17 protein-coding genes are annotated in these 20,971 nt (G+C 35.6%); 12 read left to right on the plus strand and 5 right to left on the minus strand.

The features are described from left to right. Nucleotides 1-372: 372 nt before the first annotated feature. On the plus strand, nucleotides 373-1,755 hold the full coding sequence (locus tag B0E34_RS12540; RefSeq protein WP_087709917.1) for a phage tail-like protein: 1,383 nt from the start codon (nucleotides 373-375) through the stop codon (nucleotides 1,753-1,755). Nucleotides 1,756-1,887: 132 nt separating this feature from the next. Here the strand turns inward: B0E34_RS12540 and B0E34_RS12545 are convergent, their stop codons facing one another. Further along, the gene (locus B0E34_RS12545; RefSeq protein WP_087710554.1) at nucleotides 1,888-2,742 is read right to left on the minus strand and encodes a nucleoside phosphorylase; all 855 of its coding nucleotides are present in this window, start codon (nucleotides 2,740-2,742) and stop codon (nucleotides 1,888-1,890) included. Between the two features lie 255 nt (nucleotides 2,743-2,997). Here B0E34_RS12545 and B0E34_RS12550 point away from each other — a divergent pair, with 255 nt between their 5' ends. The 4 genes from B0E34_RS12550 to B0E34_RS12565 all read left to right on the plus strand — a co-directional run bounded on the left by B0E34_RS12550 (nucleotide 2,998) and on the right by B0E34_RS12565 (nucleotide 10,466). Further along, the gene (locus B0E34_RS12550) at nucleotides 2,998-4,824 is read left to right on the plus strand and encodes a cytochrome-c peroxidase (protein ID WP_087709919.1); all 1,827 of its coding nucleotides are present in this window, start codon (nucleotides 2,998-3,000) and stop codon (nucleotides 4,822-4,824) included. Nucleotides 4,825-4,935: 111 nt separating this feature from the next. Next, nucleotides 4,936-6,999: a leucine-rich repeat domain-containing protein gene (locus tag B0E34_RS12555; protein WP_087709921.1), complete on the plus strand. Its 2,064-nt coding sequence runs from the start codon at nucleotides 4,936-4,938 to the stop codon at nucleotides 6,997-6,999. Nucleotides 7,000-7,363: 364 nt separating this feature from the next. Next, nucleotides 7,364-9,508, plus strand: a complete 2,145-nt coding sequence (locus B0E34_RS12560) for a PhoX family protein (protein WP_087709923.1) — start codon at nucleotides 7,364-7,366, stop codon at nucleotides 9,506-9,508. A gap of 58 nt (nucleotides 9,509-9,566) precedes the next feature. Continuing rightward, on the plus strand, nucleotides 9,567-10,466 hold the full coding sequence (locus tag B0E34_RS12565) for a leucine-rich repeat domain-containing protein (RefSeq protein ID WP_087709925.1): 900 nt from the start codon (nucleotides 9,567-9,569) through the stop codon (nucleotides 10,464-10,466). A 140-nt stretch (nucleotides 10,467-10,606) separates the two neighbouring features. Here the strand turns inward: B0E34_RS12565 and B0E34_RS12570 are convergent, their stop codons facing one another. Next, nucleotides 10,607-10,930, minus strand: coding sequence for a translation initiation factor (locus B0E34_RS12570; protein ID WP_076390370.1), 324 nt, complete (start codon nucleotides 10,928-10,930; stop codon nucleotides 10,607-10,609). Between the two features lie 237 nt (nucleotides 10,931-11,167). On the opposite strand from B0E34_RS12570, the gene B0E34_RS12575 reads away from it, so the two are divergent. From B0E34_RS12575 to B0E34_RS12600, 6 genes are all read left to right on the plus strand, one after another. Beyond that, complete coding sequence (locus B0E34_RS12575) at nucleotides 11,168-12,403, plus strand: DUF2268 domain-containing putative Zn-dependent protease (protein WP_228423071.1); 1,236 nt, start codon at nucleotides 11,168-11,170, stop codon at nucleotides 12,401-12,403. Nucleotides 12,404-12,689: 286 nt separating this feature from the next. Continuing rightward, a complete protein-coding gene (gene gpmI, locus B0E34_RS12580; protein WP_087709927.1) occupies nucleotides 12,690-14,231 on the plus strand; it encodes a 2,3-bisphosphoglycerate-independent phosphoglycerate mutase in 1,542 nt (513 codons plus the stop codon). 255 nt (nucleotides 14,232-14,486) lie between these two features. Next, nucleotides 14,487-15,467 carry an acyl-ACP desaturase gene (locus tag B0E34_RS12585; protein ID WP_076390367.1) on the plus strand — a complete coding sequence of 327 codons (981 nt, stop codon included), beginning with the start codon at nucleotides 14,487-14,489 and terminating at the stop codon, nucleotides 15,465-15,467. A 92-nt stretch (nucleotides 15,468-15,559) separates the two neighbouring features. Then, nucleotides 15,560-15,991 (plus strand): BT0820 family HAD-type phosphatase, encoded by a 432-nt coding sequence (locus B0E34_RS12590; RefSeq protein WP_076390366.1) that lies wholly within the window; start codon nucleotides 15,560-15,562, stop codon nucleotides 15,989-15,991. A 150-nt stretch (nucleotides 15,992-16,141) separates the two neighbouring features. After that, on the plus strand, nucleotides 16,142-16,951 hold the full coding sequence (gene map / locus B0E34_RS12595) for a type I methionyl aminopeptidase (protein WP_087709929.1): 810 nt from the start codon (nucleotides 16,142-16,144) through the stop codon (nucleotides 16,949-16,951). Beyond that, a complete protein-coding gene (locus tag B0E34_RS12600; RefSeq protein ID WP_087709931.1) occupies nucleotides 16,951-17,736 on the plus strand; it encodes a class I SAM-dependent methyltransferase in 786 nt (261 codons plus the stop codon). The genes map and B0E34_RS12600 overlap by 1 nt, the downstream gene beginning before the upstream one ends. A 34-nt stretch (nucleotides 17,737-17,770) precedes the next feature. Here B0E34_RS12600 and B0E34_RS12605 read toward each other — a convergent pair whose 3' ends face one another. The 3 genes from B0E34_RS12605 to B0E34_RS12615 form a co-directional block, all read right to left on the minus strand. Further along, nucleotides 17,771-18,475 carry a T9SS type A sorting domain-containing protein gene (locus B0E34_RS12605; protein ID WP_087709933.1) on the minus strand — a complete coding sequence of 235 codons (705 nt, stop codon included), beginning with the start codon at nucleotides 18,473-18,475 and terminating at the stop codon, nucleotides 17,771-17,773. Nucleotides 18,476-18,601: 126 nt separating this feature from the next. Further along, nucleotides 18,602-18,931, minus strand: coding sequence for a DMT family transporter (locus tag B0E34_RS12610; RefSeq protein WP_087709935.1), 330 nt, complete (start codon nucleotides 18,929-18,931; stop codon nucleotides 18,602-18,604). 127 nt (nucleotides 18,932-19,058) lie between these two features. After that, nucleotides 19,059-19,625, minus strand: a complete 567-nt coding sequence (locus tag B0E34_RS12615) for a Crp/Fnr family transcriptional regulator (RefSeq protein ID WP_087709937.1) — start codon at nucleotides 19,623-19,625, stop codon at nucleotides 19,059-19,061. Between the two features lie 344 nt (nucleotides 19,626-19,969). Between B0E34_RS12615 and B0E34_RS12620 the strand changes: the two genes are divergently transcribed. Further along, a complete protein-coding gene (locus tag B0E34_RS12620) occupies nucleotides 19,970-20,968 on the plus strand; it encodes a LacI family DNA-binding transcriptional regulator (protein WP_087709938.1) in 999 nt (332 codons plus the stop codon). The last annotated feature ends 3 nt before the right edge of the window (nucleotides 20,969-20,971 follow it).

Genomic DNA, 20,971 nt, shown 5'->3' on the forward strand with positions numbered 1-20,971 from the left:
TTTCTATTTTATTACAATTGTTGTATTTTAACACGTTATATACCCCTGAAACCATCAATGTTTATCTCTGTTTTTCTTCAATAAGCAGTGATAAATTGTGCTTTATTCATTTTTTCGTGATATTTTTTATTGATAGATAAATTTTTAAAAAAAAGGATAAAATTATAAAAACACTGTTTTACTGTAATTTAAAGCCGATTTTGTATAGAATAAATTCTATGTTTTTGATCATTAAACAGTGATTAATAGGTGTATTTATTGCAAATTATTCACTTGTTGGTGTTAAATTGTAGAATTATTAAAAAAAATGAGGTTTTATTAAAAATTATTATATTTGCATTATCAAACTGATAGCTATTTAATAAACTAGAAATGCAAAAACAGACAAAACTTCAAATACTTATTACAGCTTTACTTTTTTCAGGCTTTACTTTTACATCAGCTCAGGTTGGGATAGGTACCTCATCGCCTAATCCTTCGGCTATGCTTGAAATTAATTCCGCTAATAAAGGAGTACTTTTTCCAAGTGTCTCTTTGGATTCCGAAACCGATAACATTACCATTCCTTCACCTGCCGAAGGATTAATAGTCTGGAACAACGGACAGGCAGGATTGGTAGAAACTGGATTCTTTTACTGGAACAATGCAAAATGGAATATGCTTTCCGTAGAAGGAAGTCAGGTAACCCCAGTTGTTCCCGGAGGAGGCGGAACTACTTCAGGCTGGAATGATTCCGCAACGAACAGCGGAACCAATGCAGGAGCAAATACTGCTCTCGCTTTAGGAACCAATACCTACGATGACCTTATTTTTAAAGTGAATTCTGTAAAAATGGGAAGACTGGGTGTAGATAATTCCGTAAGTTTAGGACCAATGGCAAACGCCGGACAGAACGGTATTTCAATTGGAACTTCAAGTTCTGCTTTTCAGGGAGTTTCGATCGGAAATGAAGCTTCTGTAGGTGCAAATGACGGTTTGGCAGTAGGAAACAAAGCAACAGCAGCGGCATTCAAATCAAATGCAATCGGCTATAATGCCAAAACCAATAAAAACGAATCCACAGCAATCGGGAATAATTCTTTAGCGGACGGATTTCAGTCTACCGCAATCGGATATAACTCAAAAACAACAGCCAACGAATCTTCCGCATTGGGAAACAATTCATTCGCGGCAGGATTTCAATCAGTAGCATTAGGTTACAATGCGAAAACAAATTCCAACAGTGAAACTGCGGTTGGATTCAATACGGTAACAAACGGACAGAATTCTACAGCAATAGGTTCCGGTGCTTCTGCTACAGGACAAAATTCCACCGCAATCGGTTACAACACGACGACAAGCCAGTATAATGCTATATCAATCGGAAACAGCAGCGCAAACGTAGGAATAGGAACAAGTACACCGAATACGACAGCAAGATTAGACGTTAACGGGCAATATAAGCTTGGAAGCAAAGGAACCGTTAACAAAAACCAGATCAGTTTTGAGGTTTGGCCGGGTGTTTCCGTTAATAATCTTCCTTCAGGAAAATCCACGACAATGGATATTGCGATTCCGGCAGCTATGGTTCCGACTTCAACAAGAGCGACGATTGTAGTAACTCCGGCTTCGGATTTTGCAGGTAATGCAACTTTCTCAATTTCGAATCCGAGAATGACTTCTACTTCAAATATTACCATCAATCTTACGAATATTTCAGGAAATGCAGAAAGTTTATACTCTGCGCATTTCTATGTAACGATTAATGAATTTTAATAGAATTGATAAAATAGTATAATGAGGCACTTCAGGACAGATTAATCAATCTTCAGGAAGTTTAATTTAATGGTTATAAAGAAAGGATCTCGCTTATGAGATCCTTTTGATTTATTAATGTTGAATGTATAATTATTTGATGATTCTTTCCAATACCCACTCAATAAGGTTTTTCTCAGAAGCATGATGATCTGCGGAGAATTCTCCACGTCTTCTGTTGGCAATCACGTTATTTACAGTAATTGCTTTGTGACCTAAAAGTTTGGATAAAGCATAGATCGCAGAAGTTTCCATTTCGAAATTGGTTACGCCAAGATCATTCAGCTTTTCTAAAAACTGATCGTCCACTGCTTTTAAACGCAGTTGTCTTCCCTGTGGAGCATAAAAACCAGGGAAAGTAGCGGTGTTTCCGTGATATTTTGCATCCTTGTACAATGCTCCCAATTCTTCCGCCCAGTCTGCAAAATAAAGCATCGGTTTAATTTTCGGATAAGGGAATTTTTCCATGAAATTTCTTGAAAATTCATTTTCAAACGCATAATCCTGATAAAAATGCATTAAGCCGTCCAAGCCCACAACATTTTGTGTAACCAGCATATTGTCTACCTGAACCTCTGGATTCACACTTCCGCAGGTTCCCATTCTGAATAATTGTAAAGCAGAATGCTCCGTTTTAAATTCTTTATTTTTAAGATCGATATTTACCAGTGCATCAAGCTCGTTCATCACAATGTCAATATTCTCAGTCCCGATTCCGGTAGACATTACAGTGATTCTTTCGCCTCTTAACGTTCCTGTATGCGTGTAAAATTCTCTTTTATTTTTCTTTACTTCTACTTTATCAAAATATTTTGAAACCTTCGCAACACGATCCGGATCGCCCACAAGAATAATTTTTTCGGCAATATCTTCCGGTAAAAGGTTCAGGTGATAAACACTTCCGTCTTCGTTCAGAACAAGTTCTGAAGCAGCAAGTTTATTCAGCATAAATTCGTTTTTATAGTTTAATACATTGAAATTGTGATTGATTGTTGTCAATCTTTAAAAATCCTCTCCCAAGATCCTCATCATTATTTTCAGAATGTCAATATTGGAAATTGACTTTTTAGTAATGAATTTGATTTCGGGGTTTAAAATTAATAAAAAATACCCGAACTGAGATGTAAACATTATTTAATTCAAATTTAAAATTGTGGTAACGTCCGAATTGTGCGCTGTTAATAGATTTGCGCAAAAAATTTCATGAGATTTTATCCCTTTGCTGCGATCCTTTTTCTGCTTGTTCTTTCCGCAATGTCTTTCAATCCGTCAGATAAAGGAACAAAAAGTGAAAATACATTCGTCAACAATGGTTTATCGGATTTCAAAAATAAACTTGAAAACTTAAAATCGGATGCCAAAAGTTTTTCGGAAGATAAAATTTCCCTTGAAGAACTTCAGCAGTCATTAAAAAATACCAGAAATTCTTTCAAGGAAATCGAGTTTTACGTTGCGTATCATTATCCTGAATTTACCAAAACCCACCTCAACGCAGCACCGCTTTTTCATATTGAAGCAGCAGGAACTTCCGCTTATACACTTCCTCCGGAAGGATTACAGGTTTTGGACGAAATGATATTCTCGGATGAAGCACTTGAAAAAAAGGATGACATTAAAACAATTGCAGATTTTTTATACAACAGCTACGCGAGTTTTTATTTAAGTACCGTAAAAAACGGCTTAAGCAAAGGAAACAATAAAACATTACCGTTAAGAATCGAGCTGATCAGGATTTACAGTTTAGGCGTTACAGGTTTCGATACTCCGGGTTCGCTGAATGTTTCCGATGAAACCGTTCATGCTTTTTCAGGGATGCAAAAATATCTTCATGATGATCTTTACTTTAAAAATTATAATATTCAGAAAGCCGATACCATTTTAACGAACGGAATTAATTATCTCACAAAAAATACAGATTTTGAAACGTTCGACAGGATTGAGTTTTATAAGAAATACATTCAGCCTTTATATGAAGAATTCGGAAGCTGGGACGCAAGAAGCGATGATCTGAAAGAATTTTCGGGTTGGAATGTGGGGAATAAAAACTTTTTCAGCAGCGATTTTCTGGATCCCTATTTTTATACATTATTAAAAAAAGACGAAGATAACGGAGATTTAAGAAAATTAGGAAAAGAAATTTTTTATGACCAGAATGTGAGTAACAACGGAAAAATGAGTTGTGCAACCTGCCATTTGCCGGAAAATGCGTTCACCGATTTAAAAGCAAAGTCTCCGAGTAACGTAGAGGGAAAAACTGTGCTGAGAAATTCTCCGTCTTTGTATAACGCAGTTTTTGCCAAAAGATTTTTCTATGATTTGAGGGCTTTTTACCTTGAACAACAGGCAGAACACGTTATTTATAATAAGGATGAATTCAATACAAGCTATGAAAGCATCATTAAAAAATTAAAAACCAAACCTGAATACAGAAAAGCCTTTAAAGCTGCTTTTAAGAATGGTGAAATCAATAAAGAAAACTTTTCCAAAGCTTTGAGTTCCTACGTAGCTTCATTGTATTCTTACGAAAGTGATTTTGATCGGTTCATGAGAAACGAAAAAGAAATTTCATCGGATGCGAAGAAAGGATTTAATCTCTTTATGGGAAAAGCAAACTGTGCAACCTGCCATTTTGCACCGAACTTTTCAGGTTTAGTTCCGCCGTTCTTTAATGAAAACGAATCTGAAGTTTTAGGAATTACGGCAAAACCAATCAGCCAGAAACCTTTGGAATTAGATGCAGATCAGGGAAGAATAAACAGTCCTGTGAAAAAGGAAAATTCATGGATCTATGAAAAGTCTTTTAAAACAGTAACGGTAAGAAATGCAGCTCTGACGAAACCTTATTTTCACAACGGTGCTTTTAATACTCTGGAAGAAGTTATGGATTTTTACAACGAAGGAGGAGGAGAAGGTCTTGGCTTACAGGTGAAAAATCAGACGCTGGCTTCGGACAAGCTGAATTTAAGTCAAACAGAAATCAAGCAAATCATCGCATTCCTGAATTCTTTAACGGATGTGAGTAGAAAATAATAACTTATCAGACATTTATTACGCAATATTATTAGATATTTAATTATTTTTGGCAAAATTATGGCTTAGATTAATACATATAAAAAGCCAGATAGCTTTAGTTAAAAAAATATGAATGACACGGATGCTGTTATAAGCGCACTGGAGACTGCCCTAAATATCAAATTTGAAAAATGGGAAAAAGAAGCGAAAATAGAAGGGAAATCTTATTATGATGGATGGAACAAATTATATCTTTCAAACATACACTTTGAAAATTTCTCTGCTCTCGAACCTGTTTTTGAAACACTTCGCTACCTGACATTGATAGACTGTTCGATTGGCAGTCTACAGGATTTACACCAAATGAAGCTGTGGTGTCTCACACTGAAGAACTGTTCGGTTTCCAATGAAAAAATGTTTGATCCGGATCATCAAAAAGTAGAGCCGTCTTTTCTTTATTTTCAAAATTTGAATCTGGAAAACATGGATATTCCGCATCCCGGATTTTTCCTGCCTATTTCCAAGAATTTGGAATATGTCACATTTACCGACTGTACAGTTGGCAATATATGCGAATTAAATCTTTTCCCTGATTTATATAGCCTGGATATCGATAATACAAATTTCATTGAGTCGGCAGATGATATTCAGCACCAGCGAAAACCTGACGGGCATTTTACTTTTTTAAGTTTTGATAACATGAAATTGAAGGACTTCAATTCCTTTATTTCAATTTCAAAAGGCTTAAGTCATTTAAGTTTGTACGATTGTGAAATAGAGAGTTTAAAAAGTGTCTGTCAATTCACGGATTTGAAAGAGTTATATATAAGTCCTGATCTAAAAATTAATGATCTCAGCATTCCCGATAATGACTTAATACAATTTGAATTAAAACAATGCATCATTCTCGGAGCAGGATCTTATGACCCGGATGAAGATTTGATAATACCTGATTTTGATGTAAAACTTCTGTCTTCAATTGCATCATACATCAAAAGTTTGAAAATAAACTCCCATAATCTGATTAATATACCTCATTTAAAGCATTTTACAAGACTAAATGAGTTGGGTTTTGATAAATGTGCCATCAATCTGGAGAATTATTCATCAATTGCCCACCAAATTCAAGTAATTGATATTGATACTACCAAAATAGAAAATCAGGAAGCTTTCAAGTATTTTACCCACCTGCAAGAAATAAGATTTACAACCGATTATAATGAAAGTGAAAATTATATAGATATTGAAAAACTTCTGCCACTAAAACACCACATAAAAAAAATTTATATACCAGATAGAGAGACAGTACTAAACGTAGACCAGTTAAAGCATTTTACTGCACTGGAAGAGCTTTATACTAAGGCAGATTCTTTTGAACTCGCACAGGATATCTTATCTATTGAGTCTCTCAAAGATCTTTCTCTCTATATTGCTGAACAGACTCCGGAAATCACGGAAGCCGTAGCCTTAAATTTGCAGCAGTTAAAAAATATCGAGGAATTAAGTGTCAGCGTGCGTGATAACGTAAGTTTTAAAGGAATTGGTGATTTAAGGTCTTTAAAAACACTTACAATAGATACTGATTTTGATGTTGAAAATTTAATAGCCCTGCCTTCTCTTCAAAAGCTATCCATAGAGGGAAGAGTTATCAATAGATTACCCAGATTAGAGCAGATTAAGGTGCTCGATTTGCAAATTGAAGAAGATAGCGAAATAGCGTTACTTAAAAAATTTCCAAACGTTGAAAAGCTTCAGGTGCGTATTCCGGAAGAACAAAAAATAGATATCTGCGGATTAGAAAAATTAAGAGTGCTAGTCTTCGACTGCAATGATTTAAACAGTATAGCCGCTTTTGAAGATCTTCCTGCTCTTGAAGAATTGGATCTCAGCAATTGTGGACTTACCACGATATTTAACTTGGATAAGCTTACCAATTTAAAAATGCTAAATCTTGAGGAAAATGCCATTGAAAGTATCGAAGGGTTAGAAAATCTAAAAAATCTGGAACGCCTGAACCTTTATGACAACAAAATTTCTGATATCAGTCTCGTGAATAAACTCCCTAAGCTTTATCAGGTTAATGTTGCACGTAACGAATTAAATGAAAAAGATGTCGAAAAACAGCTTGATAAACCGGAGATCGCAACGTGGTATGGAAGACCTTATACTCCTTTTCGTATAAAAATTGACTAAAAAATGAAACCAATTATCACATCCCTATATTCTTCAAAGGATGTAAGTGAAAAAATAATTGATCATTCAAGATTGTATTTAAATTCTTCTTACTGCAAAAAGAAATATCTTACAAGCAGAAAGAAAAATACCAAATAGCAATTATTTTCACGATATTAAGTTTTAGATAGTCTACAGCTATATGTTGTAGACTATTTCTTTTCGGATATGTTTTAATGTTTTTTTTAATTTAACATAAAATTCATGCAATTAACATTCGGTTTTCCATTAATTAATATTTCTCAATATTTATTTAAAATCCTATTAACAGGGGCTTCACAGCAATCTGATAGTTTTGCACTGTCTAATAAATCGAAATTTTAAAATGAAAAGAAAACTACTAACAGTTGCAGCTCTTGCAATGGTCACGGGTTCTTTACTGAACGCACAGACTTTTATTTTTAACAAAAATTCCGCATGGAAATACAACGATAGCAATACTGCTTTGGCATCCCAATGGAAAACAGCAACTTATAATGTTTCCACATGGTCTCAGGGAAACGGACCTCTTGGTTATGGTGATCCTGTAACGACCACAACGGCTACAGGACTTATCACGGCTTATTTTGCAAAAGATTTTACCGTAAACTTGAACGATCTTTCTTCCACTATGGAATTAGGGGTAATGAGAGACGACGGAATCGTAGTTTATCTTAATGGAGAAGAAGTCGTAAGAGACAATATGCCTTCCGGAACAATCGATTTCAATACACTCTCAAGTACAACAATCGATGGAGCGGCAGAAAGTGTTTACAATGTTTTTTCTATTCCAAAATCCAAATTCGTTAACGGAAACAACAGAATCTCTATTGAATTGCACAACAGAGGCGCTTCGAGTTCAGATTTAAGAATTGATGCTTATCTTAAAACAACTTCAACCGTAACTCCGGTTCCTTGTAACGCCAATCACATCAGTTGTTTTACTTCCATTGTTCCTACCGCACAGACGAATAAACTAATTATTCCAACAGAACATAAATATCAACTGATCCTAAAAGAGGGTGATAACTACACAGAAGGTGGAGGTTTAGTAGGAGGACAGAACGATTTCACAGCGTATGTTCCGAAAAATGCAAGCAGTACCAACGGATATCTTTCTGTAAACCACGAAACAAATCCGGGAGGAGTTACCATGGCAGAAATTAATTATAATGCAACCACGAAACTTTGGCAGTTATCCCGATCAAGAGCAGTGAGCTTTTCGGCTCCGAGTCTGGTTCAGACCATCAGAAACTGTTCGGGAGGCGTTACTCCGTGGGGAACGGTGGTAACTGCGGAAGAGCAGACTACTTCAAGCGACGTTAATGCAGACGGAATGAAAGATTACGGATGGTTGGTAGAAATAGATCCGGCAACCGCTCAGGTCATTTCCCAGAATACAGACGGATCTAAAGGAAAACTTTGGCAGATGGGAATCATGAATCACGAAAATGTAGTGATTAATAATACAGGAACAATCGCTTATTACGGTGAAGACGGCGGAACACACATGGTTTACAAATATGTTATGGATACTCCGAACAATCTTTCATCAGGAAATCTTTATGTGCTGAAACTGGATCAGGGATTAAGCGGAGGAGATCCTGTTGCAACAACCGCAACTTGGATTCAGGTTCCTAATAAAACAAAAGCAGACCAGAATAACACTACCGCTTTGGCACAGTCTCTTGGCGGAACGTCTTTCAACGGAATCGAAGATGTGGATATCAGTCCGCTTGACGGGAAAATCTATTTTACGGCAAAAGGTCTTAATAAAGTGTACCGATTAAAAGATGACGGAGCTACAGCTTCTCAGGTGGAAACTTTCGTAGGGGGTCTTACGACGAACTATTCTTTCGACACAGCGCAGGGAACAAAAACCGAAGCTTGGGGAGACGGAAACGACAACCTTACGTTCGATGAACTTGGAAATCTTTGGGTGCTTCAGGACGGTGGTAAAAACTACATCTGGGTAATCGCTCCGGATCATACTCAGGCAAATCCGAAAGTGAAACTATTCGCTTCCATGCCTGCAGGATCGGAGCCGACCGGACTTACTTTCACGCCGGATCACAAATTCGGATTCTTCTCCGTACAGCATCCAGATTCTACAATTTCAACTGATATTGATGCGACAGGAAATACCATTGATTACAGAGGAAAATCGGCAACCGTTGTTATTGCTCTTAAAAACAATTTAGGAACTACAGGTTCATTAGGAACAATTGATGCTCAGACAGAAAATACAGTAACTGTTGCTCCGAACCCGACTTCAGGATTGGTGAAGATCAATTCTCCGAAAGGGTTGAAAAACATTATGGTAACAGCGTACAGTATCGATGGGAAGATTGTTTTCACCCAGAAATATTCAGGACTGAATAAAGTTTTAGACTTAGATTTTACAAGACAGCTTGAATCTTCAAGAGTACTGGTTTTAAACATCGAAGCGGAAGGCGGATTCCAGCAGACGGTAAAATTGCTTAAAAAATAAATTATTAATATTTACATAACTGCCGGTGATGATATATTGCCGGTAGTTTTTTATTTGTATGAAAAAGCTCTTTTTTTCTATTTCATTTTTAATACTTTCACAGGCAAAAGCACAGATTGATCCTGTAAAATATCCGACGTATACCAATGTGGATGACGCAATAAAAAGCGGACAAACCATTTACAGCATGAGTTTCAGAGGAAAAACCATGTTCAATCTTCCGGTTGAAATCCAAAAGTTAAAATCCATCTTTTTCCTGAATTTAATGGAAAACAGGTTTGAGAAAATGGATGAGTCAATTTTCAGGCTGAAAGAACTTACCATTTTAAACTTAAACGAAAACAGCATCAAATATATTCCGGACGAAATCGCAGAACTTCAGAAACTGGAAAGTTTTTCTATTAATTTAAATAGTTTAACGAAGATAAACCCGAATTTGGCAAAACTTCAGAAATTAAAGGTGATCCATCTTGATGCCAATAATCTGAATGTTTTTCCGGAAGCTTTATTAAGAATTCCGAGTCTGGAGGAAATTAATTTGCAGGGAAATCAGATCAGTTTTATTGCTAAAGATTTAGATCAGATTAAAAACCTGAAATCATTAAATCTGGCTTCCAATCAAATTAACGATTTGGGAGATTTAAAATTCCCTAAAGACTTAAAATATATAGAGTTACAGCAGAATTCAATTTCAAAACTTCCCGATGGATTATTTCAATCCGGGAATCTGGAGTTTTTAAACGTAAGCCAAAACCATATCAAAGAAATTTCGCCCAAAGTAAAAGGACTGAAAAATATAGTAAGCATGAATTTAGCAAACAATCAGCTAAAAGACCTTCCCTCCGAGTTTTCTCAACTGAAGAATCTTAAAACACTGATCTTAACAGGCAATCCGATGGAAAAATCAACCATCGAAAAGTTAAAAACCATGATGCCGCAAACACAGATTTATTTTTAAAAATCTTAAAATTATAACGTAACATTTGCAAGGCTTCTACTATCATTTGCTGAACGAAGTGCCATGGCGAACGAGAATATTTTCAGGTAAGATTATAAAACTTTCGCGGTCATAGCGTTTGAAGAATTTAAAATTAAAAACTATCCGCCAACTCTTTTCGTTTTATAGCCCATTTCTTTAAGGATATTCATAATCTTATCACGGTTATCTCCCTGAATGATAATTGTTCCATCCTTTTCAGAACCACCGATTCCCAGTGTGGTTTTTATCTTTTTTGAAATGTTTTTAAGTTCTTCTTCGCTTCCTTCCCAGCCTTCAACAATCGTTACGGGCTTTCCGTTTCTGCCTTTTTTCTCAAATTTACACACCAAAGGTTCCTTTTGTCTGAACTGTTCTTCAGGCATCTCAAAATCCTGCTCTTCATGATCAGGAAAAAGGTTTTTCAGTTGATCTCTTAAATCCATACAGCAAAATTAATAAAATATTTACTTTTTCTATTTATAAATCACAAACTAAACGATTTCAGCATATTTTTAAAGCTCCAAACTTTATAAAAATCAAAATATTGCGTGTTAAAAACATAATTAGAAGATATTTAAAAAATTCATGTATTTGTGATTTATAAACAAAAAATAAAATCATTGACAACATTTTTTTATTTTTGATCGTTAATAACAAAAAATATTTTATTTACACCAAATATGAAACTATTAGCCAGGCATTTTATTGCAACTTTTTTACTTGTTTTCGGAACCGCAAATGCTCAACTAACGGAAGATCCTCTGAAAGCTGTCATAGAAACAAAAGACGCTCAAAACTTCTGGGAAGCTTTCGATAAAATGGAAACTTCCAATACCAATCCTTTTACAGAATATATAGACAAAGGTTCACCCGGAGTACAATCCTTTATTAAATACCGCATCATTAACGCCGATTCTCTGTATGCAACAGTGAAAAAAAATAAAGAACAATATTTACAGACGAGAAATACATTAAAAGCAATTAATTCAATTGATAAAAAGTTAAAATCATCATACAGTGCTTTAAAATATTGGTATCCGGAAGCGAAATTCCAGACTGTATATTTTGTGTACGGAAGAATGACAACAGGAGGAAACTCTTCACCAGATGGAATTTCCATTGGAACAGAATTATTCAAAAATCTGGATGGTGTTGTTGCGCTTATCGTTCATGAAATGATTCATTTTCAACAAAATAATAAAGGAGGAAATAATCTTTTGAAACAGGCAGTTACGGAAGGTGGAGCGGATTTTATAGGAGAGTTTGTTTCAGGAGAAAAGATGAATACCATACCTTTTGAATATGGAGAAGCACATCTGCATCAACTCTGTAAAGAATTTGTGACACGCTATAAAAGCAATGATTTCGACGATTGGTTTTACGGAACTACCAAAAAAGATGACAGACCTAATGATTTGGGATATTGGATCGGATACAGAATTTGTGAAGCGTATTTTAATAAGCAGACAGACAAGCATAAAGCTGTACATGACATTTTAAATATTGAGGATCCTTTTTTGTTTTTAAAAGAAAGTGGTTTTCTGGATTCCTACATTCAGCAATATGCAAAAGAAAAGAATTTAAAATATGAAGATTTTTTCAGTGAATTCTCTGGAGAATCTTCCGAAATTACTTTTACGGTAAATGTTCCCGATAAAAATGATGAGGTCTATATTGTTGGAAATCAGAAAGAATTAGGAAACTGGAACGCTTCATCCGTAAAAATGAATAGAAAAAGTGATTTCGAACGTACACTCACTTTAAAATTACACTTCCCTGCGCAGTTGAAATTTACAAAAGGAACTTGGGATCAGGAAGCCGATGTAAAAGGTTTTGAAAAAGGAAGCAATATTATTTTAGATAAGCCAAAATCAAAAAAAATATCATATAAAATAAACAATTGGTTTAAAAATTAAGAAGCTGGAAGTGTGAAACTTGATGATGAAAGTTTATAGTTTTCTATTTTAAAGATTAGGCAAACTCTTTGTGAGGTTTGCTATGTGAAACGCCTTTGCGAAATTAAAGAATAGCAGTCAAAAATAATCTTGGCAAACCTTTGTGTTTAAAAAAATCTAAAAAATCCGCGAGAGAAAAAATTTTGTAAGATTTCAGTATTTATTATATTTTAAACAAAATTTAAGTCCGTCAATTGTTGATTTTATTTCAAAATAAATAAATTTGTAGGACAAAAGTTTATACAAAATGTCGAAAAAAGCAATATTAGCGATCCTTGACGGATGGGGATTGGGAATGAATCCGGACGTTTCAGCCATAGATAAAGCAAACACTCCTTTTATAGATAACTGCCTTAAAAATTTTCCGCATACAACACTCGAAGCGAGTGGTTTAGCAGTTGGACTTCCTGCAGGACAGATGGGGAATTCCGAAGTAGGGCACATGAACTTAGGTGCGGGAAGAGTGGTGTACCAGAATCTGGTAAAGCTGAACATGGCGGTTGAAAACGGATCTTTAGGTCAACAGAAAGTCATTCAGGATGCTTTTGATTATGCTAAAAGAGAAAACAAAAAAGTACATTTCATCGGTTTGGTTTCCAATGGAGGAGTACATTCACATATTAACCATTTGAAAGGACTTTTAACGGCAGCTCACGAATTCAGACTGAATGAAAATGTTTTCGTTCATGCCTTTACAGACGGGCGCGACTGCGATCCGCTTTCTGGAAAAGGATTCATTGGAGAACTTCAGGATCACATGGAAAAAACAGTTGGAAAACTGGCAACCGTAGTCGGAAGATATTACGCAATGGATCGTGATAAAAGATGGGAGCGTGTAAAACTCGCTTATGATGCGATGGTAGAAGGAGTGGGAGAACAGTCTACGGATGCATTGGCTTCAATTCAGAAATCTTATGATAATCATGTGACGGATGAGTTTATCAAGCCGATTATCATGATCGATTCCACGCAGACAGGAAATGTTGTTCCGATTGCTAAAATAACAGATCAGGATGTGGTGATCTGCTTCAATTTCCGTACAGACAGAGGTCGTGAGATCACGGAAGTGCTATCCCAGAAAGATTTCCCGGAGTTTTTCATGAGAAAACTGCCGCTTTATTATGTTACATTAACAAACTATGATAAAACATTCCAGAACGTTCATGTAGTTTTCGATGAAGAAGTTTTGCACGAAACGATGGGCGAGATTTTAGAAAGAAATCATAAGACGCAGATCAGGATTGCGGAAACAGAAAAATATCCTCACGTTACCTTTTTCTTTTCAGGAGGGAGAGAAGCTGAATTTGTGGGCGAAAAAAGATTGCTTTGCCCAAGTCCGAAAGATGTTCCGACGTACGATTTAAAACCCGAAATGTCAGCATACGATATTACCAACGCGATTGTTCCCGAGCTGGAAAATGAAACCGCGGATTTTATCTGTCTGAATTTTGCAAACACAGATATGGTAGGTCATACAGGTGTTTTTCAGGCGGCTGTAAAAGCGGCTGAAACGGTGGATCAATGTATTGAAAAAGTGGCAACTACAGCTTACGAACACGGTTATGCCGTTTTCATTTTAGCAGACCACGGAAATTCTGATGTGATGATTAATCCGGACGGAACCCCAAATACACAGCATTCCACCAATCTGGTTCCTTTCATCGTAATGGACAAAGATCAGACATGGAATCTTAAGCCCGGAAAATTGGGCGATGTGGCACCTACGATCTTAAAAGTGATGGGCGTGGAAATTCCTGAGATTATGACTGGCGATATTTTAGTCAGCTAAAAGATAAAAGTTTTAAAGAATGAAATCATGGTTAAATGCGACAGACTTTTCAAACTTAAAAAAGGACAGTAGAAAAAATCCTAACGAACTTTAATCTAAAATATTATTTAAAATTCAGAAATAATAAAGATAAAATGCCGTTATTATTTACATAGCGGTATTTTTTTATGACTAATATCAGAAATAATTAACAAAATATTATGTCCTAAATAATAAATAAAACTATAAATTTGCAGTTTAATCTAAATTCTAAAAATGTATCAAAAGCTTGTAAGGAAAGAAGTAATGGGAATTTTGGAAAAGGAGGTAGGTTCTTTTCTGAATAAATTTTTAACGCCAATCGAGAAAATCTGGCAGCCTTCCGATTATCTTCCGGATCCGTCGAGTGAAGATTTTAAACATGATTTAGAAGAAATACAGACTTTCGCGCGCGAAATGCCTTACGATCTTTTCGTAACGCTTATCGGCGACTGTATCACGGAAGAAGCTTTGCCTTCTTACGAATCCTGGTTAATGGGAGTGGACGGAGTAGATCAGGAGCAGAAGGAAATCGGCTGGGCAAACTGGGTAAGAGCTTGGACTGCTGAAGAAAACAGACACGGAGATCTTTTAAGCAAATATCTTTACCTGTGCGGAAGAGTGAACATGAGAGAAGTTGAGGTTACCACTCAATATCTTATTAATGACGGTTTCGATCTGGGAACAAGCATGGATCCTTACAGAAACTTCATCTATACAAGTTTTCAGGAAACTGCGACCAACATTTCTCACCGAAGAGTAGGAACTCTTGCAAAACAGTCCGGAAACGGAAAATTAGCTAAAATGTGCGGAGTAATTGCGGCGGATGAAGCAAGACACGCGAAAGCTTACAAACATTTTGTAGAAAAAATCCTTGAGATCGATCCTTCGGAAATGATCCTTGCTTTTGAAGATATGATGCGTAAAAAAATCGTAATGCCGGCTCACATGATGAGACAGTCCGGACAAAAAGCAGGAGAACTTTGGGGACATTTCTCAGACGCTGCGCAAAGATGTATGGTTTATACAGGACAGGATTACATCAATATCCTTAAAGACCTTCTGGACGAATGGAAAATCGAACACGTAAAAGGTCTTAATGAAAAAGCTGAAAAAGCACAGGAATATTTAATGAAACTTCCTGCAAGACTTCAGAAAATCACGGACAGAATTTCAACGCCGGATCTTCAGTTTCAGTTCAGTTGGGTGAAAAGTTAGTTCTATAATTGGATAAATTATAAAGTAGGAGTGCTAAGTGTTTTTAGCACTCTTTTTATTTTGTATCTTTGCATTTCTAAATCTTAAATATAATGATGAATAATAAGAAAATTGCTGTTGATTTCGACGGAACCATTGTAGACGATGCGTACCCTGGAATCGGCAAGGCAAAGGTTTTTGCTTTCGAGACACTTAGAAGACTTCAGGCAGAGGGGTTCAGATTGATTCTGTGGACATACAGACACGGAAAAACATTAGATGAAGCAGTAGAATTCTGCAGAAAAAACGGGATTGAATTTTATGCAGTCAATTCAAGTTTTGAAGGAGAAGTTTTCGATCCGGAAACACAATCCAGAAAGCTGGATGCAGATTGGTTTATTGATGACAGAAATCTGGGAGGTTTTCCGGGATGGGGCGAAATTTACAATATTATTCAGGAAAGAATAGAATTCCGTGTGGAAGGAAAAGAGGTTTTAGCCTATTCAAAACTAAAAAAAGAAAAGAAAAAAGGATTATTCTGGTAGAATTTAGAAATTAGAAGGCAGGTGTTAGAAATTAGTCTGAGATCACTTTTAATTATTTATCAGAAAAGTAAGATGTTTAGAATGAGAAAATTTATTCATTAAGTTGTAAATCTAATTTCTGGCATCTAATATCTAACATCTATATAAAAAATGATTCAATTAAAAACAATAGACGAATTACGTCTTATGAAAGAAAGTGCCCGTTTGGTTTCCAGAACATTAGGAATGTTGGCGAAAGAAATCAAACCTGGGATTACCACTTTATATCTGGATAAATTAGCACACGATTTCATCAAGGATCACGGTGCAGAACCTGCATTTTTAGGATATGGAGGATTTCCGTACTCTTTGTGTATTTCTCCGAACGATCAGGTTGTGCATGGTTTTCCAAGCAAAGAAGAAATTAAAGAAGGAGATGTACTTTCTGTAGACTGTGGTGCTATTCTGAACGGTTTCGTAGGCGATCATGCCTATACTTTCGAAATCGGAGAAGTAAAGCAGGAAACCAAAAAATTATTAAAAATAGCCAAAGAATCTCTTTATAAAGGAATTGAGCAATGTGTAAGAGGAAAGAGAATCGGGGATATTTCCCACGCTATTCAGGCGCACTGCGAAAAAGAAGGGTATGGTGTTGTAAGAGAATTGGTAGGTCATGGTGTCGGAAGACAGATGCACGAAGATCCGCAGGTTCCGAATTACGGAAGACAGGGAAGCGGAAAAGTGATTAAAGACGGATTAACAATTGCAATCGAACCCATGATTAATCTGGGAACTGAAAAAGTGAAATTCCATAATGATGGATGGACGGTGACAACTTTAGACAATCAGCCTTCTGCGCACTTCGAGCACGATGTTGCGGTAATCAACGGAAAACCGGTGCTGCTTTCAACATTCCAGTACATTTATGAAGCTTTGGGAATTGTAAGCGATGAAGAAAAAGCGTTCCAATTGGATTTTTAATGAAAAAAGTAACTAAACTTTTACTGAATAAAATTCCGCGTCCGATGCTTATTAAAATGAGCATTTGGGCACGACCGCTTATCTATCAGTTTTTTAAAGGCGATACGTTTTTTGACCCGATTGACGGAAGATCTTACCGTAAATTTCTTCCTTACGGATACGGAAGTCAGCGCGAAAACGCTTTGTCGCCGGGAACTTTAAGTCTGGAAAGACACCGTCAGATGTGGTTGTATCTGCAAAATGAAACCGATTTTTTCATTAAAAATTATAAAGTTTTACATATTGCTCCCGAGCAGGAATTTCTGAGAAAGTTTAAGAGAATGAAAAACTTAAACTACATTTCTGCCGATCTTTTTTCGCCGATTGTAGACGTAAAAGCAGACATTCTCGATCTGCCTTTTGAGAATGAAAGTTTCGATATTATTTTTTGCAACCACGTTCTGGAACATATTGAAGATGATGCCAAAGCGATGAGCGAACTGTACCGTGTTTTGAGACCGGGAGGTTGGGGAATTCTGCAGGTTCCGATGAAAAATTCTCTGGAAAAAACGTACGAAGATTTTACGATAAAAGATCCGAAAGAACGTCAGAAACATTTCGGGCAGTACGATCACGTTCGCTGGTACGGAATGGATTATTTCGACCGACTGAAAAAAGCAGGGTTTGAAACGGATATTAATTTCTATTCTAAACAGTTCACCCAGGAGGAAATAAAAAAATACGGGCTTAGAGAAAATGAAATTCTGCCTTTGGTGTATAAAAAATCAAAAACGTCTTCGCAATGAAGACGTTTTTGATGTATTAATGATAACAAACAATTTATTCTTTAATAAACTTCAAAGGTTTTTGTCTTTCAATCATTAAAATATATTGTCCTTTTTCAAAATTTTGAGTGTCAATTTTTACTTTTTTGTCAGATGTCTTACCTTCATACATCATTTGTCCAAGCATATTGAAAACCTTTACAGGAAGATCATTTTCCAGATTTATTACAATTAAATTATCTTTTACAGGATTTTCAAAAGAAATGGTGGCTTTGAGGGTATTCTCTTTTGTAGATAAAATGGAACTGTTGTAATAGATTTTATTACCATTAGAAGGATTTGTTATAATTAAAGTCTTTCCTGAACCATTGGGAATAACCTGATAATTATAAACCTGACCAATTGCCGGATTAACGTAAAAATCACAGTTCTTTTGATCATATCCTTGTACAGCCGTCAAATTATTTCCCCAGTAATCTGCCAACGTACATCCTGCAGAACTGTTTTTAATAAAGGAATCATCTATCGTAGAAAAGGTAAGCGGTATTCCGGAAACATTAAAATATTTGGAAGTAAAAACGTTGCTTCCCGATGAATTCGAAAATGTAGAAGGCTGAAGAGACTGATCCATCGTAGGAGTAACGGTTGTTTGTCCTCCTATAATCATTTGTGAAATATACCAGTTTGTATTGAATAGTTGGGAACTATTCTGTGCAAAGATAAGACTGCTTGTAAATAACAATAGTAAAGTTTTTTTCATGGTTGAAATTTTCTCAAAGATAATTAAAATTATAAACTTTCTGTAATAAAAAAACCGCTTTCAAGTTCTGAAAACTGCTTTGCTATAAAGCATTTAACAAGATTATAAATTTATCTTTAATTTTTTTTAATGTGCAGAAACAGCTTTCAGTCCAACCACAGATCCTATTAAAGTCACAATAAAGAAAATTCTCCAGAAGCTTACCGGATCGTTAAAAAAGAAAATTCCCATTAAAACAGTTCCTACCGCTCCAATTCCTGTCCAGACGGCATAAGCGGTTCCGATAGGTAAGGTTTGGGTGGCTTTAATCAGTAAAAGCATACTTACCGTTAAAGAGATCAGAAAACCTGCAAACCAAAAGTACATTGTTGTTCCGCTTGTTTCTTTTACTTTTCCCAAACATGAAGCAAAGGCAACTTCAAATAGTCCTGCAATAATCAAGATGATCCAATTCATTTTTCTGTAATTTTCAAATGCAAAGTTCCGTAATTTGGAAAGAATAAAATTTTACAATTGTTAAAAAATCTACTGTAAAGATTAGATCTCATCTATCCACTCTCTCCAACCCTCAAACTCTCAAACGCTACAGCTTAATCTCCGCTCTTATTCTGCTCAGGCTTACCTGCGAAATCCCTAAATAAGAAGCAATATACCCAAGCTGAACCCTTCTGATCAGGTCAGGTTTATTTTTTACAAGATCTTTATATCTTTCAAGAGCCGTTTTATATTGTCTAGAAATAATCAGTTCTTCGGTTTTTACCAATTCTCTTTCCGCAAACTTTCTTCCCCAATTGGCTATATGAATATCCTCGTTGAATAATTTTTTAAGGTGTTCTGTTTCCAGTTTGTAGAATTCGCAGTTTTCCAGCAGTTCAATATTTTCGTATCCGGGATTATTTTCCACATAACTTTTCATGGAAACCACAGGTTCGCCTTCACTTCCGAACCAGAACGTAATGTCTCTGTCTTCTGTGGATGCGTATGCGCGTACAATTCCTTTTTTTAAAAAATAGATATGAGGAATTACTTTTTCAGCTTCCATCAGACAGAAATTTTTGGGATAAGAAACTTCTGTAATGTATTGTTTCAGTTTTATTTTTGAGATTTCGGGAAGTAAATAAATGCGGTCGAGAATTTCGTCAATTTCCATAATTAAGTCTTGGATAATTTGTCTAAAATATTGGTTTTAACAACAGAAAACAAGAAAATTATTCTCCTGTGTTTTGAATTAAATTAAAAATTAAGTAAATTTAGAAGATCAAACGTTTAACCAGAATAACAGTCAGGAAGTAAACGATGATTGATATTGAATTAATATACCAATAATTTAAATTTGAAATTAATTTTAACTGATTGATTTTTAATGTTTTGAATTTTATTTTATTTCGGTTTCGAAAAACTGCCAATCTACAATTATTTTCAAAACGACCAAAAAAAACTTCTATTGTTTTTTATATTTTTTATGAAATATTTTTGCATCAAAGTCAGAAAATTATGAAAAGAGCTTCTATTAAAGACATAGCAAGAATTGCAGAAGTTTCTGTGGCTACTGTTTCCTATGTTCTCAACAAAAAAGAAGGAAGCAGAATTAGTGAAGCCACAAAAACAAGGATTCTGGATGTGGCAAAAAGCATTAATTATACCCCGAATAAAATTGCCAAAAGTCTGAAAATGAATAAGACCAAGCTAATCGGGTTGATTGTTGCAGATATTTCAAACGACTTTTACTCCAACATTGCAAGAAATATTGAAGATGAAGCGATGAAGTTGGGGTACACACTTCTGATCGGAAGCTGCGATGAAAATCCTGAAAAATTTAAAAAACTGACAGAGCTTTTCTCAGAACAGCAGGTCGACGGAATGATTATCGCCCCGGTTGTGGATTCGGATGAAGCCATCAATAAACTCATTCAGGAAGAATATCCGATTGTAACCATCGACCGTTATCTTAAAAATGTAAGTTTACCGGGAGTAATGATCAATAATTCAGAAATTTCAGAACAGATCTGCGATCATCTGGTGAAAAAAGACTTTGACGAAATTATTTATGTAGGTTACAATACAGAACTTCCTCATTTGCTGGACAGACAGGACGGTTTTGACCGAAGAATTGCAAAATCTGATATTTCGGCGAAAAGAATCTTAATCGGAATTCATAATATTACGGAAGAAGTGCATCAGAAAATGCAGGAAAATCTGGATCTTTCCAAAAAAACAGCCATCTATTTTTCAAGTAATAAACTGGGAATTGCAGGACTCAGATATTTAATCGATCATAGTATCAGTGTTCCCGAACAGGTTTCATTGGTGGCGTTCGACGAAACAGAAGCCTATTATCTTTTCCCGACGGAAGTTTCATTTGTACAGCAGCCATTGTATGATATGGCAAGAGAATCGGTAAAACTTTTGGATAATCAAATAAACAATTATACAACAAACGGAAAAAGAGTAACTTTCCATGCTAAATTTATGGAAAGAAGTTCTGTAAAATAATAA

Origin of the sequence: Chryseobacterium mucoviscidosis, from assembly GCF_002177115.1 — a bacterium.
In the GTDB taxonomy this organism is placed as follows: domain Bacteria; phylum Bacteroidota; class Bacteroidia; order Flavobacteriales; family Weeksellaceae; genus Chryseobacterium; species Chryseobacterium mucoviscidosis.